22 protein-coding genes and 1 pseudogene are annotated in these 19,433 nt (G+C 39.6%); 1 reads left to right on the top strand and 22 read right to left on the bottom strand.

Annotation, left to right across the window (positions count from 1 at the left end; genetic code table 11):
• Positions 1-11: 11 nt before the first annotated feature.
• The 17 genes and pseudogenes from A2U94_RS03385 to A2U94_RS03465 all read right to left on the bottom strand — a co-directional run.
• Positions 12-875 carry a M50 family metallopeptidase gene (locus tag A2U94_RS03385; protein ID WP_062686618.1) on the bottom strand — a complete coding sequence of 288 codons (864 nt, stop codon included), beginning with the start codon at positions 873-875 and terminating at the stop codon, positions 12-14.
• Complete coding sequence (locus A2U94_RS03390) at positions 868-1,659, bottom strand: M23 family metallopeptidase (protein WP_025908529.1); 792 nt, start codon at positions 1,657-1,659, stop codon at positions 868-870. Before A2U94_RS03390 ends, A2U94_RS03385 begins: the two co-directional genes overlap by 8 nt.
• Positions 1,660-1,799: 140 nt before the next feature.
• Positions 1,800-2,600 (bottom strand): septum site-determining protein MinD, encoded by an 801-nt coding sequence (gene minD / locus A2U94_RS03395; RefSeq protein ID WP_025908530.1) that lies wholly within the window; start codon positions 2,598-2,600, stop codon positions 1,800-1,802.
• A gap of 2 nt (positions 2,601-2,602) precedes the next feature.
• Positions 2,603-3,286, bottom strand: a complete 684-nt coding sequence (minC, locus tag A2U94_RS03400) for a septum site-determining protein MinC (protein WP_025908531.1) — start codon at positions 3,284-3,286, stop codon at positions 2,603-2,605.
• Positions 3,287-3,404: 118 nt separating this feature from the next.
• Positions 3,405-3,926: a rod shape-determining protein MreD gene (gene mreD, locus A2U94_RS03405; protein WP_025908532.1), complete on the bottom strand. Its 522-nt coding sequence runs from the start codon at positions 3,924-3,926 to the stop codon at positions 3,405-3,407.
• Complete coding sequence (gene mreC / locus A2U94_RS03410; protein WP_061785219.1) at positions 3,926-4,807, bottom strand: rod shape-determining protein MreC; 882 nt, start codon at positions 4,805-4,807, stop codon at positions 3,926-3,928. The genes mreD and mreC overlap by 1 nt, the downstream gene beginning before the upstream one ends.
• A 19-nt stretch (positions 4,808-4,826) precedes the next feature.
• On the bottom strand, positions 4,827-5,852 hold the full coding sequence (locus tag A2U94_RS03415) for a rod shape-determining protein (RefSeq protein ID WP_025908534.1): 1,026 nt from the start codon (positions 5,850-5,852) through the stop codon (positions 4,827-4,829).
• Between the two features lie 228 nt (positions 5,853-6,080).
• Entirely contained in the window at positions 6,081-6,767 is a 687-nt protein-coding gene (gene radC, locus A2U94_RS03420; protein WP_025908535.1) for a RadC family protein, read from the bottom strand.
• A 16-nt stretch (positions 6,768-6,783) separates the two neighbouring features.
• Positions 6,784-7,359, bottom strand: coding sequence for a Maf family protein (locus A2U94_RS03425; RefSeq protein WP_025908536.1), 576 nt, complete (start codon positions 7,357-7,359; stop codon positions 6,784-6,786).
• Positions 7,360-7,468: 109 nt separating this feature from the next.
• A complete protein-coding gene (locus tag A2U94_RS03430; protein ID WP_025908537.1) occupies positions 7,469-8,467 on the bottom strand; it encodes an SPOR domain-containing protein in 999 nt (332 codons plus the stop codon).
• A 104-nt stretch (positions 8,468-8,571) separates the two neighbouring features.
• A complete protein-coding gene (locus A2U94_RS03435; RefSeq protein ID WP_025908538.1) occupies positions 8,572-9,042 on the bottom strand; it encodes a type II secretion system protein in 471 nt (156 codons plus the stop codon).
• Complete coding sequence (locus A2U94_RS03440; protein WP_138116584.1) at positions 9,042-9,749, bottom strand: hypothetical protein; 708 nt, start codon at positions 9,747-9,749, stop codon at positions 9,042-9,044. The genes A2U94_RS03435 and A2U94_RS03440 overlap by 1 nt, the downstream gene beginning before the upstream one ends.
• Complete coding sequence (locus A2U94_RS03445; RefSeq protein WP_156482216.1) at positions 9,746-10,372, bottom strand: PilN family protein; 627 nt, start codon at positions 10,370-10,372, stop codon at positions 9,746-9,748. The genes A2U94_RS03440 and A2U94_RS03445 overlap by 4 nt, the downstream gene beginning before the upstream one ends.
• Positions 10,369-11,361 carry a type IV pilus biogenesis protein PilM gene (gene pilM / locus A2U94_RS03450; RefSeq protein WP_025908541.1) on the bottom strand — a complete coding sequence of 331 codons (993 nt, stop codon included), beginning with the start codon at positions 11,359-11,361 and terminating at the stop codon, positions 10,369-10,371. Before pilM ends, A2U94_RS03445 begins: the two co-directional genes overlap by 4 nt.
• Before the next feature lie 13 nt (positions 11,362-11,374).
• Positions 11,375-12,127: a prepilin peptidase gene (locus tag A2U94_RS03455; RefSeq protein ID WP_025908542.1), complete on the bottom strand. Its 753-nt coding sequence runs from the start codon at positions 12,125-12,127 to the stop codon at positions 11,375-11,377.
• The gene (locus tag A2U94_RS03460) at positions 12,127-12,540 is read right to left on the bottom strand and encodes a prepilin-type N-terminal cleavage/methylation domain-containing protein (RefSeq protein ID WP_025908543.1); all 414 of its coding nucleotides are present in this window, start codon (positions 12,538-12,540) and stop codon (positions 12,127-12,129) included. Before A2U94_RS03460 ends, A2U94_RS03455 begins: the two co-directional genes overlap by 1 nt.
• A gap of 336 nt (positions 12,541-12,876) precedes the next feature.
• Positions 12,877-13,926 (bottom strand): annotated as a pseudogene (locus A2U94_RS03465) (type II secretion system F family protein); the annotation flags it as partial.
• Between the two features lie 74 nt (positions 13,927-14,000).
• On the opposite strand from A2U94_RS03465, the gene A2U94_RS03470 reads away from it, so the two are divergent.
• Entirely contained in the window at positions 14,001-14,621 is a 621-nt protein-coding gene (locus tag A2U94_RS03470; RefSeq protein WP_025908544.1) for a hypothetical protein, read from the top strand.
• A gap of 30 nt (positions 14,622-14,651) precedes the next feature.
• Here the strand turns inward: A2U94_RS03470 and A2U94_RS03475 are convergent, their stop codons facing one another.
• The 5 genes from A2U94_RS03475 to A2U94_RS03490 all read right to left on the bottom strand — a co-directional run bounded on the left by A2U94_RS03475 (position 14,652) and on the right by A2U94_RS03490 (position 19,302).
• Complete coding sequence (locus A2U94_RS03475; RefSeq protein WP_025908545.1) at positions 14,652-15,209, bottom strand: DUF420 domain-containing protein; 558 nt, start codon at positions 15,207-15,209, stop codon at positions 14,652-14,654.
• Positions 15,210-15,325: 116 nt separating this feature from the next.
• Positions 15,326-16,267, bottom strand: a complete 942-nt coding sequence (locus A2U94_RS03480; RefSeq protein ID WP_062686616.1) for an Ig-like domain-containing protein — start codon at positions 16,265-16,267, stop codon at positions 15,326-15,328.
• Between the two features lie 205 nt (positions 16,268-16,472).
• Positions 16,473-17,738, bottom strand: a complete 1,266-nt coding sequence (locus A2U94_RS03485; protein WP_062686615.1) for a vWA domain-containing protein — start codon at positions 17,736-17,738, stop codon at positions 16,473-16,475.
• Positions 17,729-17,875 carry a hypothetical protein gene (locus A2U94_RS21435; protein WP_160169866.1) on the bottom strand — a complete coding sequence of 49 codons (147 nt, stop codon included), beginning with the start codon at positions 17,873-17,875 and terminating at the stop codon, positions 17,729-17,731. The genes A2U94_RS03485 and A2U94_RS21435 overlap by 10 nt, the downstream gene beginning before the upstream one ends.
• Positions 17,876-18,000: 125 nt before the next feature.
• Positions 18,001-19,302, bottom strand: coding sequence for a bifunctional folylpolyglutamate synthase/dihydrofolate synthase (locus A2U94_RS03490; protein ID WP_062686614.1), 1,302 nt, complete (start codon positions 19,300-19,302; stop codon positions 18,001-18,003).
• Positions 19,303-19,433: the final 131 nt, after the last annotated feature.

Below are 19,433 nucleotides of genomic sequence, written 5' to 3' on the forward strand. Positions count from 1 at the left end.
GTTACTTGATTTTAATAGATAGATACAAGTTCATCAAGCGAGCTGTCCACTCTTTTCTCCACAAAATAAGCATGAAGCAGCTCGTTTTCATCAATTCTCAACGCTTCACCGTTTGCTTGAAACACAACCATATGCTTACAGCCTCTTTTAAACTTTTTTAATACATCATAAATCTGCTCATTTGCAGAAGCAGTTACTGGCTGTAAAGTAGAAATTGCATTTTCTTTCCCATGATATCGTTCTAGTAAAAAGCGCATGTAGACAAAATGACGGTTTCGCCATTCTTGATAATGACAAAGAATCAAAAAGGCTAGCACCATCCATAAATGAAGGTGCATTGCATAAAAAACGGCCGTATAGAGGCATAACGCTATTAAAAATCCACTTGATAGTTTTAGCATTCGTTCATGTGCTGTTAAAAACGGCGCATATCTACTGCACCATAAAAACAAAATCTTTCCTCCATCTAGAGGCCAAATAGGTAACAAATTAAAAAAGAAGATAAGCGCATTTTGATAGAGAAATTGTTCATACGTTTCCGCTTGAATCCAACCAAGCTCAGCAAATAAATAAGCACCGCCAATGAGCCAAATATGCTGAATAGGTCCGCTAATCGTAACGATTAGCTCTTCACGAAATGGACGGTTTCCATGTTCATCCACTTCCGCTACTCCACCAAACGGCAGCAGCATAATTCGCTTGATTCGCCATGAAAAATGGTGAGCAGCAAGCGCGTGACCCAACTCATGAATAAGGATAATCACAAACAAAATCATCAGCGGCTTAATCGCCGCTGTAAAAATCCCAATAATAAAAACCCCCCACAACAGAGGGTGAATATGAATTTTCATCAGCAGTGATAAGTAGCTATTCAAATTGAATCACCTGACTAGGGTCCACAAACTTTTCACCTTTTTTAATTGCAAAATAAAAGAGGCCTGTTTCTCCGTCATCTGAACTCGCTACTACGCCAAGTTGTTTTCCTTTATTAACAAAGTCATAAACGTTTACATCAACCGTCTTTAGTTGCCCATACCATGTTTCAGAGCCATCAGCATGTTGGATAATTACTGTGTTTCCAATTCCATCTCGTTTTCCAACATAGCGAACAATTCCTTCGCTCATCGCTTCGACAACAGAATCTGCTCCCGTTTGAATTGTTACACCCTGCTTATCTTCTTCAAAGGTCTCCATTACTTTTCCAGATGCAGGCATAACATAATCTCCGCTGACGCTTTGTTCATCGCTTTTAGGTTCAGCCTTTTGTGGTAAAAGCGTGAGCGGTTTGCCAAATTGATCTTCGTACCAAGATGAAACAGCAGCAAACTGAAATTCTTGATCCATCGCTGTAGAGATGTACACCCTTGCTTTTTCAAACGTTGGGGAAGGACTTTTAAATAAAATAGCGACGATAAGTACTAAGCAAGCTGACGCTAAGACTTTAAAAAAGAAGCGCTCTTTTCGAAAAAAGGGATAGCGCTCACCGCTACTTTTAGTAGGTGTATATTCAATAGGTGAATAATCAGGAAGTCCATACTTTTCTTCTTCACTCATCAATGACGTATGAAGCGGTTCATGCGGGATTTTCTTAGCAGTAGAAAGCTGCCTTTTTTTACGCTCAGCAATTCGCTTTCGAATTTCATCAGCACGTCGATTCATGATTCATCATTCTCCTTGTCCTTAAACTTATATAATTTAATGTATGACTTGTCCGGCATCGTTATGACAGGATAAAAATGATGAATAGTGAAACAAAAAAAGCTTCCATTGTGGAAGCTTTTCAAACAAACGCTTTGTTTTTATGCACGTACACCAAAGAATCGTTTGATGCGTGCGAACATCCCTTTATTTTCATCATCAAGCGATTGTAAAGGAACGGTTTCACCAAGAATTCGTCGCGCAATATTACGATAAGCAATGGAAGCCTTACTAGATGGGTCCATAACGATGGGCTCACCGCTATTAGATGCTTTAATGACATTTTCATCATCGGCTACAATTCCGATGAGGTCAACTGCAAGCAGCTGAGCAATTTCATCCACATCAAGCATATCTCCGTTTTTCATCATATGGCTTCGAATTCGGTTAATGACAAGCTTTGGCGATTCAATATCTTCTTGCTCGAGCAACCCAATAATGCGATCAGCATCACGAACAGCTGACACTTCCGGAGTTGTCACAACAAGCGCTTTATCTGCGCCAGCTACTGCATTTTTATATCCCTGCTCAATACCAGCTGGGCAATCAATAATGACATAGTCATACTCTTGCTTTAATTCAAGAATCAGCTCGCGCATTTGCTCTGGCTGAACAGCTGTCTTATCGCTCGTTTGAGCAGCAGGAAGCAGATACAAACATTCAAATCGTTTGTCTTTAATTAAGGCTTTTTGAGGTTGGCAGCGCCCTTCTACCACGTCTACAAGATCATATATAATTCGATTTTCCAGTCCCATCACAACATCTAAGTTGCGCAGACCGATATCAGTGTCTACTAAACAAACGCGCTTTCCAGCTAACGCTAGCGCAGTACCTAAGTTGGCAGATGTCGTTGTTTTTCCAACTCCACCTTTACCAGACGTAACAACAATAGCCTCTCCCACTGTCAAATTCTCCTTTCTAACCTTGTCAAGTTAGGTCGTAGACTCGCTAAACCTTGAACGCGGTCTATAACTATTTGATTCGCGTCATCTAAATACGCACACTCCATGACACTTTGCTCTTTTTCACTATCCTCTTCTTCAGGTCGTGTGATAACATCAGCAATTCGAAGCTGAGACGGTTGCATAATTGAAGCTGCAATAACCGCTGTTTTATTACCACGATACCCTGCATGAGCAATTCCTTTTAAAGCACCTAATATAAAAAGATTTCCCCCTGCTACAATGGTTCCCCCAGGATTGACGTCGCCGATTAACAATAAGTCTCCTTCGACGTGAAGTACTTGTCCTGAGCGAACAACTTTTGCAACAGAAACTAATTCTTCTTCTTCTTTTACCCGTAATGCATCCTGTTTTAAAATGACGTTACTATCGATTTTTTTGACTACTAAGTGTCGATTCTTCTCGATGAGCGCCTTTAACTCGTTTTCCTGGTCTTCAGTCATAAAACGATTTCCAACTTTTACATATACGGTGACATGCTGCTCGTCATCTCCATGTTTATTCGTCAAAAGCTTCGTCTGTAGTTCAGCTAATAGCTCCTCGAACGAACATGCGTCATTGAGATGGAGCGTTAGTCCATCTTTCGTTCCTTTAATAGTTATATTTTGTTGCTTTTGTTTATTCAAGACGCTCACCTCAACGAATATATAATTTCGACAGAGACTTACCAATTCCTTTTTTTCACTCGCAGAATCACAACATTTCTACGAATTTGGAACTAGAAAATTGACTTTTTTTGAAGTATTATCGTTCCTTTGCATAAAACAGTGAAAAATATTGAAAACACTTTTGTAGAGGTAGCGCAAAAATCACCGTAAAAATTGCATTTAAAATCAGAGTTGCATAAAATCGTTCGGCTAAGAAACGCCCCATTAGCATATCCGATACCCCGATAATTGTATTAATGCCATACACATAAAACTCAATAATGGCAACTGCGATCAAACAAATTAAAAGCACCACTAACAAATTGTTTTGCCAAATCTTTATAAGCTGTGACACGATATAGCAAACGGCTGGTAAGCCAAGTGCATAAATACCCAGTACGTCCGTAAAGGCAATATCATATAAAAATCCAAAAACAATCCCAAAAATCATCGCCTGCTTGCGATTAATATAGATGGTCATAAATACGAGCGCAATTAAAACAAAGCGCGGCGATAAAAGCCAGTCTCGAAAAGCTGGCTGCATCGCAACAAAGTTCACAAAAATGCTTTCTAACATAAAAATAACTAGAATTATGAAAGGTAAGAGGAAGCGTTTCATCACTCTTCCTCCTCTGCTTCTAAGCTGTCTTCAGACATCACTGTACTTCTTTTAGCGACCATAACATGATCAAGATCGTATAAGTCCGTTGATGGCTTAATGTATGCTTTTTGTGTTAAACCGTACTCATCAGGCTCAATCTTCGTAATTTCTCCAATAACAAGTCCGCTTGGAAATACACCATCTTCGCCTCCAAGGCCAGAGGTAACAACTTTTTGTTTTTCTTTAATTTCAGCATCAAATGGAATTCGTCTTAATAAAAGAGCTTGTTCTTCTTCGTCGTATCCTTCAATTAAACCGTACACAGGTTTTTCCGCTTGAATCTTAGCCGATACGCGGTTGGTGCGATCGGATGAGCTAATTAATTGAACCGTTGAAGTAAACTGAGAAGCATGTTTCACCTTCCCAATTAGTCCACCTGGCGTAATCACGGCCATGTTTTCTTCAACATTGTGAACTTTTCCTTTATCAATGGCAATAACGTCATGCCAACGGTCTGGGTTTCGAGCGATAACCGTTGCTTCAATTGGATCGTAAGCTTTGAGGTCGCTTTCTTTATCCATTTGTTCACGCAGCTTATCATTTTCTGTTTCTAGCTCACTTACTTTCGCTTCTAATTGCATACGCTCATCAAGACGTGCTTTTAGCACTTCATTTTCTTCATATGTACGCTTTAGGTCACCTACATTTTCAAAGAAACCCGCTACATACTGTGCGGGTTGGTGAAATGTAGCCTGAACAAGACCGACCGTGTCTTTCACAAACTGTTCAGGCCACGTTACATCTTTACGACCATTTAACGAAAAACCAATCAATGCCACTAATACAATAATACTAACTAACAAAATAACTAGACGCTTATTTAAAAAAAACTGTGGCACGATTTACACCTCTTACTGTTTAGCGATACGAATCGCTTGTACGATTTTTGAATAAATCAATATTATCTAATGCTTTTCCTGTTCCAATTGCTACGCAGTCTAACGGATCTTCTGCAATGACAACAGGCATATTTGTTTCTTCACTAATTACACGATCTAAATTACGCAGTAAAGCGCCACCGCCTGTTAATACAATTCCGCGGTCCATAATATCTGCCGCTAGTTCTGGTGGTGTTTTTTCAAGCGTACCTTTTACTGAATCAACAATTGCTGAAACCGTATCTTTCAGCGCATCAGCAATCTCTTCTGCTGAAATCTCAATTGTTTTTGGTAATCCAGTTAATAAGTCACGTCCACGAATTTCCATGTTGTCGATTCCTTCAGGGATACCTGCTGAACCAATTTCCACTTTTAACGCTTCTGACGTACGTTCACCAATCATAAGATTGTAATTTTTGCGAATATATTGGATGATTGCTTCATCCATTTCGTCTCCGGCAATACGGATTGACTGACATGTTACAATACCACCTAGTGAGATAATGGCTACTTCTGTGGTACCGCCACCGATATCAACAACCATGCTTCCTGTTGGTTCCCAAACAGGTAAATTCGCACCGATTGCTGCTGCGAATGGCTCTTCAATTGTATAAGCATCACGAGCGCCTGCTTGGCGAGTTGCGTCAATGACTGCGCGCTTCTCAACAGCCGTAATTCCCGATGGTACGCATACCATTACATAAGGCTTGCCAGCAAACAAACTTTTTGTCTTTTGCGCTTGTTTGATGTAATATTTCATCATTGTTGCTGTTGTTTCATAATCTGCAATTACTCCATCTTTCATAGGACGAAGTGCTACAACATTTCCAGGTGTACGACCAATCATATTTTTTGCATCATTACCAACCGCTACGATTTGCTTTGTATCTGTTTGTAATGCTACAACTGACGGTTCACGTACAACGATTCCTTTTCCTTTAACATAAACAAGTGTATTTGCAGTACCTAAATCTATTCCAAGGTCTCTAGTACCGATTCCAAACATGTGTCTCTTCCTTTCTCTTACCGAAATGCAAAGGCTAAACCCTCTCAGTCGATTTCACCATTTCATTACTAACATTTTTTATTTTCTATACTTCTTTTATAGATGTCAACGCCAAATATTGTATGATATATTTTCATACTTTGTCTATTAATAACCGATGATTGTAAAGAACTTGTCATTTAAAATCATGACTACTATTATAACTCAAGGAAATTAAAAAGCATAGCATTACATATATCCTTTTTCTTTTAAGCTAATATATTTTCGATCCCCGATAATTAAATGGTCTAAAAGTTCAATACCAATGATTAATCCACACTCTTGTAAGCGTTTAGTCACATCGATATCTTCTCGACTAGGTGTAGGGTCTCCGGAAGGATGATTGTGTACACAAATAATAGAGGCTGCCGAGCGACGGAAAGCTTCTTTAAAGACTTCACGGGGGTGTACAATCGATGAATTGAGGCTACCAATAAAAATGGTTTGTTTATGAAGAACCTGATTTTTCGTATTTAAGTAAAGACAGACAAAATGCTCTTGAAGTAATGTACGCATTTCTTCCATTACGTAATTTGCTCCATCTTCTGGGCTTCGAATAGCATACTTTACTCCTGGTTTCACCTGAGCCATTCGCTTTCCGAGTTCAATCGCAGCAATAAGGTGAACTGCTTTTGCTTGTCCAATCCCCTTCATTCTTACCATTTCATCCAGCGTTGCATTTTGCAATAGCTCCAATCCATCAAAATAGCGAAGGATTCGGTTGGCAAGTTGAAGAACGGATTCTTCTTTCGTTCCTGTTCGAAGCAGGATAGAGATAAGCTCGTGATTTGATAAACTGGAAGCACCTTTTAGCATGAGGCGCTCCCTTGGTCTTTCTTCATATGGAAAATCTTTCATTATCAATGACTCATTCATCAAATGGTTTCCCTCCTCAAATGGAGTAGACAAAACCACGCTTTCTCAGTTCTCTTATTGTGCGAGACAATGGCAGACCAACAACAGAGAAGTAATCACCTTGAATGCTTTTGACAAACATAGCTCCTAGGCCTTGTATACCGTACGAGCCCGCCTTGTCCATTGGCTCACCCGTTCGAACGTACTGCGTAATTTCATCTACTGTTAACGGCCAAAATTCAACATCTGTTTTTTCATAAAATGTCTGAACTTGCTCACCTTCCACAAGAGCCACTCCTGTGAGCACTTGATGTTTTTTTCCTGAAAGCATCTCTAAAGTTTTAACTGCTTCTGCTTCGCTAGCTGGCTTTCCTAAAATACTGTCTTTGTACACAACAACCGTATCGGATCCTAGCACAATATGATTCGGATACAGTGTTGCAACATCAGACGCTTTTTGCAACGCTAAGTCCATCACCACTTCAGACGGTGAATAGTTGTGATTAACTTTTTCATCAACGTTGCTTACATGTACGGAAAAAGGAATGTGAAGCTGCTGTAGCAGTTCTTTACGACGAGGAGAGCCAGAGGCTAATATTAATTCTTTGTTCATTAATCTCAACCTTTACACTTCGAATATTTGAAAAAAAGAACACATCTCAATTTTAACAAGATTAACTATTTTTTACAATAAACAAATCAGGTAGCAAGCGCCACCTGATTTACTTTTTAATAATTTGCTGATACTGAACAAGGGACGTTAGCATATACTTTGTTGCTTGATCACCATCGCTTTTTTTACTAGACTGATTAAATGACTCAAGAGAGGAAACCGATTGTTCTAGCGTTTTAATTAGCTTTCCTATCTCTTTATTATCCGTTTGCTCTTGGATTTTATCCAGTTCTTTCTTAACTTCACTCACGCTTGACGCTTTGTTTCCTTCCACTACTTTTCCCACTTGATCCATCACATTGGCCATAAATGGTTGAAGCGTGGACATCACTTTTTCGTCACTTTCTGCCAGCTGAGCAGCACCTTTCATCTCATATGATTTTACATAGGCGTCTTCACCACTTTTTTTATAGGCATCGCTCAGTTCTTTAGCCTTTGCTTCACTCGTACTAGCACCTACGACAATGGTATAGGCATTGCTTTGACCAAACACAACGCTTTCTCCGCTTAGACTTTCTTTTGCTTTTGCTGCCGCTTCTTTTGAAGAGAAAACACCTGCTTGTACAATATAGATTGAGAAAGCATCAACCGTGGCCGTTGCCCCAGGCTTTGCGTCTTCTTTCAGTTCTTTTTCAGTCGCTTTTGTTTGCTCCGAATGATCGGTCACTGCGGAGTTAACCGCAACTGTGGATGGGCTCTGACTGACTGGAGACGGCTGCTTATCATTTGTAATCGTATTTAAACCAAACATTCCAAACCCGACGCCAACGGTAACCGCTAGTCCTACAATCACAATAAATTTCCTCGCTGCTGAAAACGATGATTTCTTGATGGATATTTTCCCCACTTGCTCTTTCAGTTTTTTCGGCTGTTTTTTCTTTTCGTTGCGCACTTCTTCAATTGAAACGACTTTGCGCTCAGACACCTCGACTTTTTCCGGAAGAACCCACACTACCTCTTCTTCCTTTTCCTTAGGCGTATCCGTATCTTTTATGTTCTTTTCCCTACCATTAATTTTGACCGTAACTTTTGGATTTTGCTTGTCCACCTTTTCACCACCTTTTGCTACCTAACACATACACTTTTTACCATGCTATCATAGACGACAAAAAAAATAACAAGACATTTGTCGTCTTGTTATAAAAGGTTTCGCTATTTTATTACACGATTTTTAATTTTGTCGACCGCAAGCTCCGATGACAAAATCCCTACTCCGTCCTCTTGGCAAAGTACTTTTGTATCACTCTTTAGGCAAACATAGTAATTTAAGCGATTATCTTCAAAGCGAATCTCTACAAATGAACCGTCAGCATCTTCTGTTGTCGTCCATTCTTTATTCGTATAAGGGTCCATGAGCGGCTCAAGATAACCTTCTTCAATCAATTCTTGATACATCAGCTTCCCTTCCACTTTTCCATCTAAGATCACTTCGTTTGAACGCTTATGTAAAGTGGCTGACTCCTTCATAGCAATAGCATTAGCTACGAACGCTTGACCTTTTGATTGTTGAATGACCTTACTTGTAAGGAGAAATGCCACCGCTGCTACAATTCCTAAAATTACAAGAACCGCTAGAACTTCAATCAGCGTCAGTCCTCGTTCATCTTTATGTATCAACTTCATTAATGATTACCTAACGTTTGAAATGGATCAGCTTTGTTTCCCGCTTCTGGTATGTCGATTGCTGGGATTTTATCACGTAAATTCTCTAACGAAGGGTAATAAAATGTTGATAGCATTAGCTCATATCGCAGCACGGGGTCTTCTACATCAGAAATGGTCTTTGCATCCTGTGGTCCATCAAATGTAATCGCTTCGACTTGAGTGATGCGCTTTGAAGACTCCATCGTCTGTAAAAATGTCAAAAGGTCATCATATCGCTTCGATTCTACCGTGACGGTGACTTTGGTCTGCTGTAAGCCTGCCGGAGTGACAGCCCCTTCAGCAGGCTGCGCTTCATCCTCAGCGCTTTGTTCGCCTGCAGGTGAAGAAATCCCTTCTCCATCAGCAAAATTCATCTCATCAATGACGCTATCGGACACCACTTCAGCTTTTTGCAGTTCGAGCATAAACTGTTCGGTAAACGGCTGTACGGGTACTTGTTTTTGTAGCTCCACGCTGCTTTTTAAAAGGGCTTTCGGCTTATTTGCCCCGCTTTCATTCAACGATTTTAAAATTCTCTGTTCCGCTTCAAGCTCCTCTTCAAGCGTCTGAACATTTGTTTTTAACGGTGATAAAAACTGAAAATATAAAATCACAAGGAGGGATGCCATAACAACAAAAGTTGAGGCACCGATAATCCACTGTTTGTTGGATAGTCCCATCATCATTGGTCCTCCTTTTCTTTTTCTTTCTTAACAAGGTTGCCTACTGCTTTTCGATCAATCTGAACACTATACGTTGCAACATAGCGCGGAATAATGCTTTCTTCACTTTGAATCGTTTTATCTTCGTTCTCTTTTTCACTTTTTTCAGCTTCCACCGTTAACACCTGCGCATCTTTTACAATCGATACATCATTTTTTAATCGGCTTAAATAATAGGAGCTCTGGCGCTGTTCGTCGAATTGAATTTGAATTTCTACCGTCTCGTTTTCTGCACTGTACGCAAATCGTTTAAGAAAGCCTCGGTCAGGGAGCGCAGCCGTAAACTCTTTGATAATTGGAACAGTTTTCATCGGGTAGCTCTGCGCCCATTCAATCGCTGAAACAAGCTCTTCAACTTCCTTGCCGTCGTTGCTTTTTTGAAGCTGCGCTTTTTTGACAGCTTGGTCTACCTGTACTTCTTGAATCGCTATCGTTGCTGACTGCTCTTTTTCTACTAAACTAAAATACTCCCAAATGATAAAGCTCCCCACCAACAGCACTAGCGCAGCAATGGTAACTAGCCCCCAAACAAACAGCTTATTTCCACGTTCTTTTTGGGGCAAGAGATTAATTTCAACAAGCATCATCTCACCTCTTTCAGTGCCAAGCCAAGCGGCAAATGAAAGCTGGGCTTCACGTCGTCTATCAACTCTTGACGACTCATTCCATGGTTAATCACTTCAAATGGAATGCTAACAGCTTCTTGCATTTGCTCCATTAACTCATGAATATAGGGATGGTCACCGGTCACAAAAACTTTGGAGATGAGTTGTTCACCTTTATTAATAGAAAATTGATAAAAGCTAACGATTCGCTCTAGCTCTTGAATAGCTTCATAGAATGCTTGTATTTGCTCATGTTTGTCACCATAAAACTGCAGAGAAGTTTTGTCTCCTTCTTGCTCCACCGTCCAGCCGTTACAGTACTCTCCAACTGACATATGGCGCATAAAGACGGGACGATGGTTCGCAAATAAGCTGGCATTCATGCTAAACGAATCCACTTGCAAAACCATATAGTGCGCCTGAGAGCGAACGAGGTCAGCCTGGAAGAAAAGTCGGTATGTACTAAGCGAAGACAAGTCCGCAACAACCGGCTTTAACTTCGCTTTTTTCATCAGTTCCATATAGCTAACAACCGTATCTTCTCGCGCAGCAAAAAGCGTGATTTCCGTTTGCTTTTCTGTTTTTTGATGAATAACGTAGTCAAAAATAGCTTCTTCAAACGGCAAATGAATCGTAGCGCCAAGTTCCATAAACAAATACGTTCGAATCTCCTCTTCCTTCACGTGCTCTGGAAGCTGCTGCTGCCGGATAACCACCTGGTTATCCGGCACAATAAAGCGCACTTTCATCTTTTTAATTTTCCAATCTCTCACGCATTCATCTAAAATAAACAGCAATGACTCTTCATCCACAATTTTCCCCTGCTGAATTAAGCCATGAGGTAAATGACGCTCATGCTGTTTCGAAATAACAACCGGACTTGCTTGTTTCACTTCAATATATCGAATGACATGGTCTTTAATAATCAAATTGCCTATTTTACTTTTCATTGACGGAAGTCGTAAGGCCATGGTTGTTCACCTGCTAAATTAAAAATGTAAAGTACCAGTTTATCAGAAAATCACCATAAAAATATGCAACAAGCGTTCCTCCTGCAATCGATGGGCCAAATGGCATTGGTTTTCCGCGTTGGACTTTTCCTACTATCATACCAAATATTCCAACAATTGCACCGATTACCGCGGCTAAAAAGAAGGACAAGAGCACGAGCTTAAATCCGAGCACAAGCCCAAGCACTCCGTATAGCTTAATATCGCCTCCGCCCATGCCACCTTTGCTAACGAGAGCAATTAAAAGGAGCAGTCCAAAGCCAGCTGCAGCACCTAGAAACATATCCCACCAAGGGTCGAGCGGAACAAACAGTCTAAGAACGACTACAACCGGCAAGAAAAACAGCAGCACTTTATCCGGAATGAGCATATACGCCAAATCGGATACCACCACAATCATCAGAAGCGATACAAGAGTCCACGCAACAAGCGTTTCCCACTGAAAGCCATATAAATGAAATGACAGGACAAATAGTATACCTGTCAAAAGTTCCACCATCGGATATTTAATTGAAATCGACGTCCCGCAGCTGCGGCACTTCCCTTTTTGAATCAAATACGACAGCACCGGCACCAGCTCGCGAGCTGTTAAAACGTGCTGACAGCTCGGGCAGCTAGACCGTGGCCTCACAATTGACTCCCTGGCCGGAATGCGTAAGCCGACTACGTTGTAGAAGGAGCCTAGGATGAGACCTAGGGTTAGAATGTAGCAATAAAAATATATCATTAGTTTGTAATTTCTAAAGATTTCCCACTAGCTTTAATACCCTTAATTGTTGCATTCTCAAATTTAATTGTTTTACTTCCTGCATCGCCCTCAGCAGTTAATTCGTACTTGCCATCTTTATAGCTCACTTCATAAGTACCGAATCCTTCACCTTCAAAGTCTACATATTCAGCCAAGACTTCTTGATCCATCGTGTTTTCACTGCCATTTTCTACGTTATTAGAAGCCATGTATACTTTGGCAGCATTTAATACCTGAATCGCATCAGCCTTCACCGCATCCTCACGAGACTTCTGAATAATCCCACCAATACTTGGAATAGCAATCGCTGCGATGATACCCAGGATAACGATTACGGCTAGTAGCTCGATAAGCGTTAATCCTTTTTCATTTTTCAAGAACTTTTTCATCATGTGCTTCTCTCCTTTTCCTTTGTACATTTTGCATAAATCCACCGTTTGACTTGAAAATGGAACCGATGAGCATTGAGCTTTTGTGCTTGTACTACATTCTGTTCTCTATTCTGTTGAATATGTAAAAAATCAGCATAATTAGGACCATAAACCCTCATACTTTATAACTAGTAAAAAAGTAAAGAAAATACCACGCTGCAAACGTTATGGTAAATGAAGATTTCATTTGTTCCTATCATGCTGATTTCTTATCCCGATTGAAATCACACAATGGATTTATAGGTCATTTTATTCATTTCTTCATTATACAATAATTTACAAAATATGAAAATAGTTTTAGTACGAATCAACATGATTAAATAAATCAAACATCGGCACCATAATCGCTAGTACAATTGTCCCTACAAGTACAGCTAGTAAGACGATCATTAACGGTTCGATGAGAGACTTTAACCGATCCGTTGTCGTTTCAACTTCCGCTTCGTAGAAATCTGCCACTTTGCTTAACATCGTATCGAGCGCACCCGTTTCTTCACCAACTAAAATCATGCGCGTCACAAGCGGTGGAAATACCCAGTGTTTTTCCATCGGTTCGGTAAGGGAAGCTCCTTTTTCAAGAGACGTTCGCGCTTTTTTTAATACTTGAGATACAACTTCGTTCCCAATAACGCCTTCAACGGTGTGAATGGCTTGTAAAATTGGCACGGAGCTTGAAAACAGCGAGCTTAGCGTTCGCGTAAACCGAGCGATAGCCGCTTTTTGCAGCATTGGTCCAAATACGGGAAGCTTTAACATGGCATAGTCTAAATAATACTTTGTTTGTGGGCGCTTATATAAAAGTGAAAGTCCTACTGCAATGATGCTAGATAAACCAACAATTACCCACCAAAATTTTTGCATAAATTCACTTGAAGCCAATACAAACTTCGTAATGGCTGGAAGCTCAGCTCCGAAATCTTTGAACATATCTACAAACATTGGCACAACGGATACAAGCAAGAAAATGACGACGGCAATGGCCACGACGCCCACCGCTGCTGGATAAGCTAGTGCTGAGATAATCTTTTGTCGCGTGCGGTGCTGCTTTTCAAAATAATCGGCTAGGCGTTCAAGCGTTTCATCGAGATTACCGGCTACTTCACCTGCTTTAACCATGTTAATAAACATGCTTGGAAACGCATGAGGAAATTTCGCACAAGCTGAGGATAGCGCATTTCCTTCCCGAATTTCTTCTTCAATTTGTACAAGCGCTCGCTGTAGTAGTTTACTTTCGGTTTGAGCAGATAAGATACGCGTCGACTCTACAACCGTCACTCCCGCCTTTAAAAGCGTTGAAAACTGGCGTAGATAAATGACAAAATCATAGAGCTTCACCTTATTGCCTAGGTGGAAGCTTACTCATCGATACAAACGATGACATTTCGTTAGATCATCCATTGTTTGTGGGTAACAATTTAACCTTGAAACCTTTAAACAGCACTTTTGAATTAACAAAGAATATTGTGGTAAAAAACAATTTGACGATTACAGGTAATACGGATGTTTCAACCGCCGAAAAGGAAATTGGGATGTTTGATTCCATCGTCTATACAGGTGGAGAGGTTAAAATTACCAATGTTAGTATTGAAGGCTTTAATTATAGTAATGAAGGAAAAAAAGGAATGCTGATTTTACTTGCTAAAGGTCCTATTAATTTAAACCGAATTAATGAGTTTACAACGTTTAATGACGAAGAAGAACAAAGAGTCAATTTCAAAAACTTAAAAGATCAACAGCAAGATGTATTCTCGCTGTTACAAGGCTTTTTCTATACGGAATCTTCAGCTGAGCTTTACGGCGTAGGCTCACTGTTTGCCATCGACGGTGGAATTTTCTCTCAGGGACCGCTGACGGTTAATGCTGTGAGAGGTAACGTAGAAACTGAAAAAGACATCGACCGATCTAGTACCTCACAAGTAGGAAAGTATTCTCGCTTTAACGTTCTTTATGACCGCAGCGTCTTATTAACAAAGCTTGAATCTCTACCGCTTGTTGATACGCTTCAAGTAATACCAGAAGCAACCATTCAACCGCGAAATTAAAAAAATCTTCTCCGTCAGGAGAAGATTTTTTTAATAATAAGGTGCCATAAATAGGTATACAAGCACACCTGTAAAGCTTACATATAGCCAAATCGGCATTGTCCAACGAACGATTTTTTTATGCTTAGTTACTTGCATCGTCCAACCCCAAACCGTTGAGAACAGCGCAAGTGGAACAACTACGGCCGCTAAGAAGCTATGAGTAATTAAAATAAAGAAATAGATTGGGCGAATAACTCCTTCTCCACCAAACGTTGCTGTTTCTGTTGACATATAGTGAAACGTCAAATAGAAAACAAGGAACAATAGTGTCGAAGAAAATGCCGCTAAAATAAACCCTTTATGAGCTTTAATGTTTTTCTTTAAAATTGATACTAGTGCCGCTACAAGAAAGATAAAAGTAAAGCTGTTTAATATTGCATTTAATCGCGGAAAGATTGTTAAATCAAAGTGAACCTCTCCTTGATAACCGATTGGTGAAAAGAACAGTGCTAAGATAATTGCGTTTGCAATTAATGAAACCGTTAAGATAATGCCCGTATAGTTTTTATTACTAGTCGGCACTATTTTCTCATTTTCCTTACTCATTTTCACAATCTCCTTACGTTTGGATTCATGTCAATTATATATCAGTTTTCCCATTGATTAAAGTGACAATACTTTGAACAGCAAAAAGCCGCGATGCTTAGCATCACGGCTTTCACTCACCACTTCGCCCCAGATCCATCTGTTCCTTGTCTTTTTTTCACGATAACGATCATACTAGAGCTAACCCTTGTTCCGTCTTGTTTCACTTTTGCTCCAGCTGCCACCACAGATCCATATCCTACTTTTTTGGCCACAATAAACATGCTGTTATCTTTAGATACAATGCTAAATGACGGGTTATCCTTTGGCTCAGTAACAATACTTTCAATCACCTGACGATTTAGTAGCGTATCTAAAAGCCCACCATTACGATAAACAAGTAAATCTTTTATATTGCGCTCTTCTCCTGGTTCCATCGTAATCGAAGGATATTTAAATTTAAAATCATCAAGCACTTGTACTGGAATTTCCTTTTTCACAGCTCCGTCTACTGATTCTACTACAACAGTCGTATTTCCTGGTGCCACACCAATAATTCCATATTTAGATGAACCCGTTACGAGTATATCTTTTTTAACAATCCCCGTATCAGAAATCATCCATTTAACATCTTTATTCGTGGCATCCGCTGGTGAAACAGATGCATTTAACGTTATTTTTTCACCAACAAACAGCGTCACGCTAGCTGGATCAACATTAATATTGTCAACTAACTTCCGAATAGTTACTGTCTGAGTAACCTCTTGATTAGCTTTTGCAAAACCACCCGTTGCACGAACTTTAATCGTTACTTCTCCTACTTTATCAACGGTAACTTCATCTTTTTGTTGAAAGGTTGTCCAACTACCGTTGTTGACCTTATATTCATACGTTACACCTTCTCCTGGAATTAAATCCACTAACGAGAACTTTACTTTTTCCGATGACACACTACCGTTTTTAATCACTTCGTTTGAATCTTGACCTCTTATTTCAAACGAAGGAACAAGCTTCAGCCGCTTTTTTGTGTCATTGCTATACGTTACGTCAATTGCTGTTTTATCACCTGTAAATACCATTGACTTAATTGGCTGAGCTAACTCTTGTTCTCCACCTTTTAGCTTAATTGTTTGAATAAGCGTATTGGTATTTTTTGTTATCTTTTCAATGTTACCATATGCATCCCCACTATATTTCTCAAGGGTATCTTCTAATACAACCTTCGCGATAATTGGTAATTTTGGAGCTGTTAAAATGACGCTTCTTGCTCCTGCATTACTGTCATTATACGAGACAGTTTGGATTCTGGAACGTTTGATTCATTGCCCAATTTGCTTGAAGTTTAATCGTTTGCGTTAGCTTGTTAATGCTAAACGAACCATTGTTATAGGGAATATCCGTAAACGTTACTTCAATGAGATTTCCTTTCACGCTGACGTTTGAAGGCGGATTAACAACCGTTATCCCTTCAGGAAGAATCTGCGTTAGTTTAATAGTTTGCAGCGTGCCTCGATCAGCTTTTTCTAAAGTTGCATCAGGTGTAAGCGTATAGATTAAATCAAATTGGTTAGATTCGCTATTTCGATCTTCTTTTTTAATAAGCCGACCTACTTTGTTTGTATCTAAAAAACCAACCGTTCCTTTAAACGTTGGAGCAATTTTATCCTTGATTTCAACCTTTACTGCATCGCGCTTTTTCAAAATGGAACTACCGCTTAAATTTTTATAGGATAACGAGACGTCTGAAAAATTATACGTTCCTTTAGTATCAAACGTAAGGGGTAGGGAATACGATGTCGCAGAAGGCGTTTGACCTAATACATACGGAACGTCTTTTAAATTAATCACCGCATAGTCACCGTCCATATACGCATTCGCATTATCGGCTAACTTCACTTTTCCAGGAAACGACGTTCCGCTTCCCTGAATTTTCACTTTCACCTGCACGTCTTTCATTGCATATTGCCCAATTTCAGTCGTAATGCTTCGAAATAAATCGCTTAGGTTGCTTGTATCACCTTGATAGGCTTTAGAGCCAGTAGTTTCTGAGAGCTTAGTTAAATAGTTCATGTCTAACTCTTGATTTGTTCCAAAACCTATAGAGTAAAGTTTGACCTTTTGATTGGCTAGACTGAGAGCTTGATTAGTGCTCAAGCTTTTAATAATCGATTGTGGAGTTCCAGATGTATTAACATATATTCTATAGCCATCATCATCTAGTATATACGCATCTTGTGAACCATTGGTATATACATTGTAATATACCGTTTTATGACTATTAACCCTTACATAGTCATACTTACAATATCCCCAAGAGTTACATTTGCGAACGTTACCGGAAAAGTTAAAATACTTTTCTTCCTGAGCTTGGGTAGGAAATCCATCTGTGAGAAAGATAATATATTTATCATTCTTTGAATCTTTTAAGATATCACCTGCTCGTTCAAGTGACTGTGCATAGTTTGTTCCTCCATCAGCCGTCATACTTTGAACCTTTTTATTAATGGCTTGAAGATCGGAGGTTAAAGAAATAACATCCTTTACGTCCAAAACTCTTCTTTTGACGGGCTTATGTTCACATTTAAAGCAGGAGTACTGCTTGCAGCTTGTCCTTGTAGAGGAACGAACGTACTGAACAACAAGATTGCAATAAAGAATCCTATCCACTCACCTATAACTTTGGTCATAGTATCTTTTATTCCTCTCTTTAGTATGTTTTACCATCATTATAATAAAAATAGTTCTTTATTCACAGTGTCGTTCACGAAATATTTTAAATAAAAAAGCAAGCCGTTCGGTGACGACTTGCTTTTTAGGCGCGTAATAAGAATGATCGAACTTCTGAAATAAAGTAAAGTGAACCTGTAATGACGATTAAGTCATTTGGTTTTGCATGGTGTAAAAGAGCTTGTTCAATTGCTTCTTGCCACTGTTCATTCACTTTTTTACTAGGGTGCTTACTGAGTTCATATAGCTCTTGTCCTGTTCTCGCTCTTGGAAAATCAAACGATGTAAAGGTAATACTTTCAGCAATACCTTCTAAACTTTTCACCATTTCTTTACCACTCTTGTCATTTAGGCAGCTAAAAATGATGTGAATCTGCTTGTCTTCATAGTGAAGACGCAGCGTACTTAGTAGGCTTTTTATACCTTCTTGGTTATGGGCACCATCAATGATAACTAGTGGAGAATCACTCACTTTTTCAAAGCGTCCACTCCAGCGTGCTTTTTTTAACCCTTCTGCTAAATCAGCTTGAGAAAGCTGTAGTTCTCCTTTTTGTCCTAACAGCTCTAAAGCTCGAACCGCTAAGGATGCGTTTTTCACTTGATGATAGCCAAACATGCCAAGTTCAAGGTTCTCATAAGTATGGATAGGTGTTTGTAATGTAAAGGCTTCGCCATTTTCTAAAGCACTGTAACTTTCAATTGTAAACTCACTCCCCAAACGATCTAGCGACGCCTCATGGTCACGAGCTATTCCTTCAATTACTTCTATCGCTTCTTTTTGTTCTACACCCGTTACTAAAGGCACGCCTCGCTTAATGATGCCTGCTTTTTCAAACGCAATCTTATCTACCGTATTCCCTAAAATAGCCATGTGATCAAAGCCAATATTCGTAATAATGGTTAACAGTGGTTCAACGACATTTGTTGAATCGTATCGACCACCAAGTCCAGCTTCAACAAGAACATAATCAACGCGGTTATGGTAGCCAAAATATAAAAAGAACATGAGCGTAATAACTTCAAACTCAGTCGCAGCGCCAAATTTTGTCTCTTCTACTCTTTCTACAACTGCTTTAACTTCTTGTACAAGGCGAAGCATTTCCTCATCTGAAATTGGCGTTCCGTTTATGCTAATTCGCTCATTAAATGTTTCAATATAAGGAGAAGTAAATGTGCCTACATCATACCCTGCTTCTTGGAGCATATAGCGCAGATACGTAACGGTTGAGCCTTTTCCGTTTGTGCCCGCAATATGAATAGCTTTTATATTTTGATGGGGATAATCAAGCTGTTCAAGCATCCAGTTCATTCGCTCTAAGCCAGGCTTCATGCCAAAACGTAAGCGATTATGTATCCATTGTAAGGCCTCATCATATGTTTGTATCATCACGGTCACCCTTCTTTTTGTATTATGATTATTATAGCGAATGCAACAGTAAAAATCGAATGAACTTAAAAGTCTGGTTGTGGTTCCGTTATGTATACAAAAAGCGCTGCTTCACAAGCAGCGCTTTTTTC

This window comes from Bacillus sp. VT 712 (genome assembly GCF_001614195.1).
In the GTDB taxonomy this organism is placed as follows: Bacteria; Bacillota; Bacilli; order Bacillales; family Bacillaceae_H; genus Priestia; species Priestia flexa.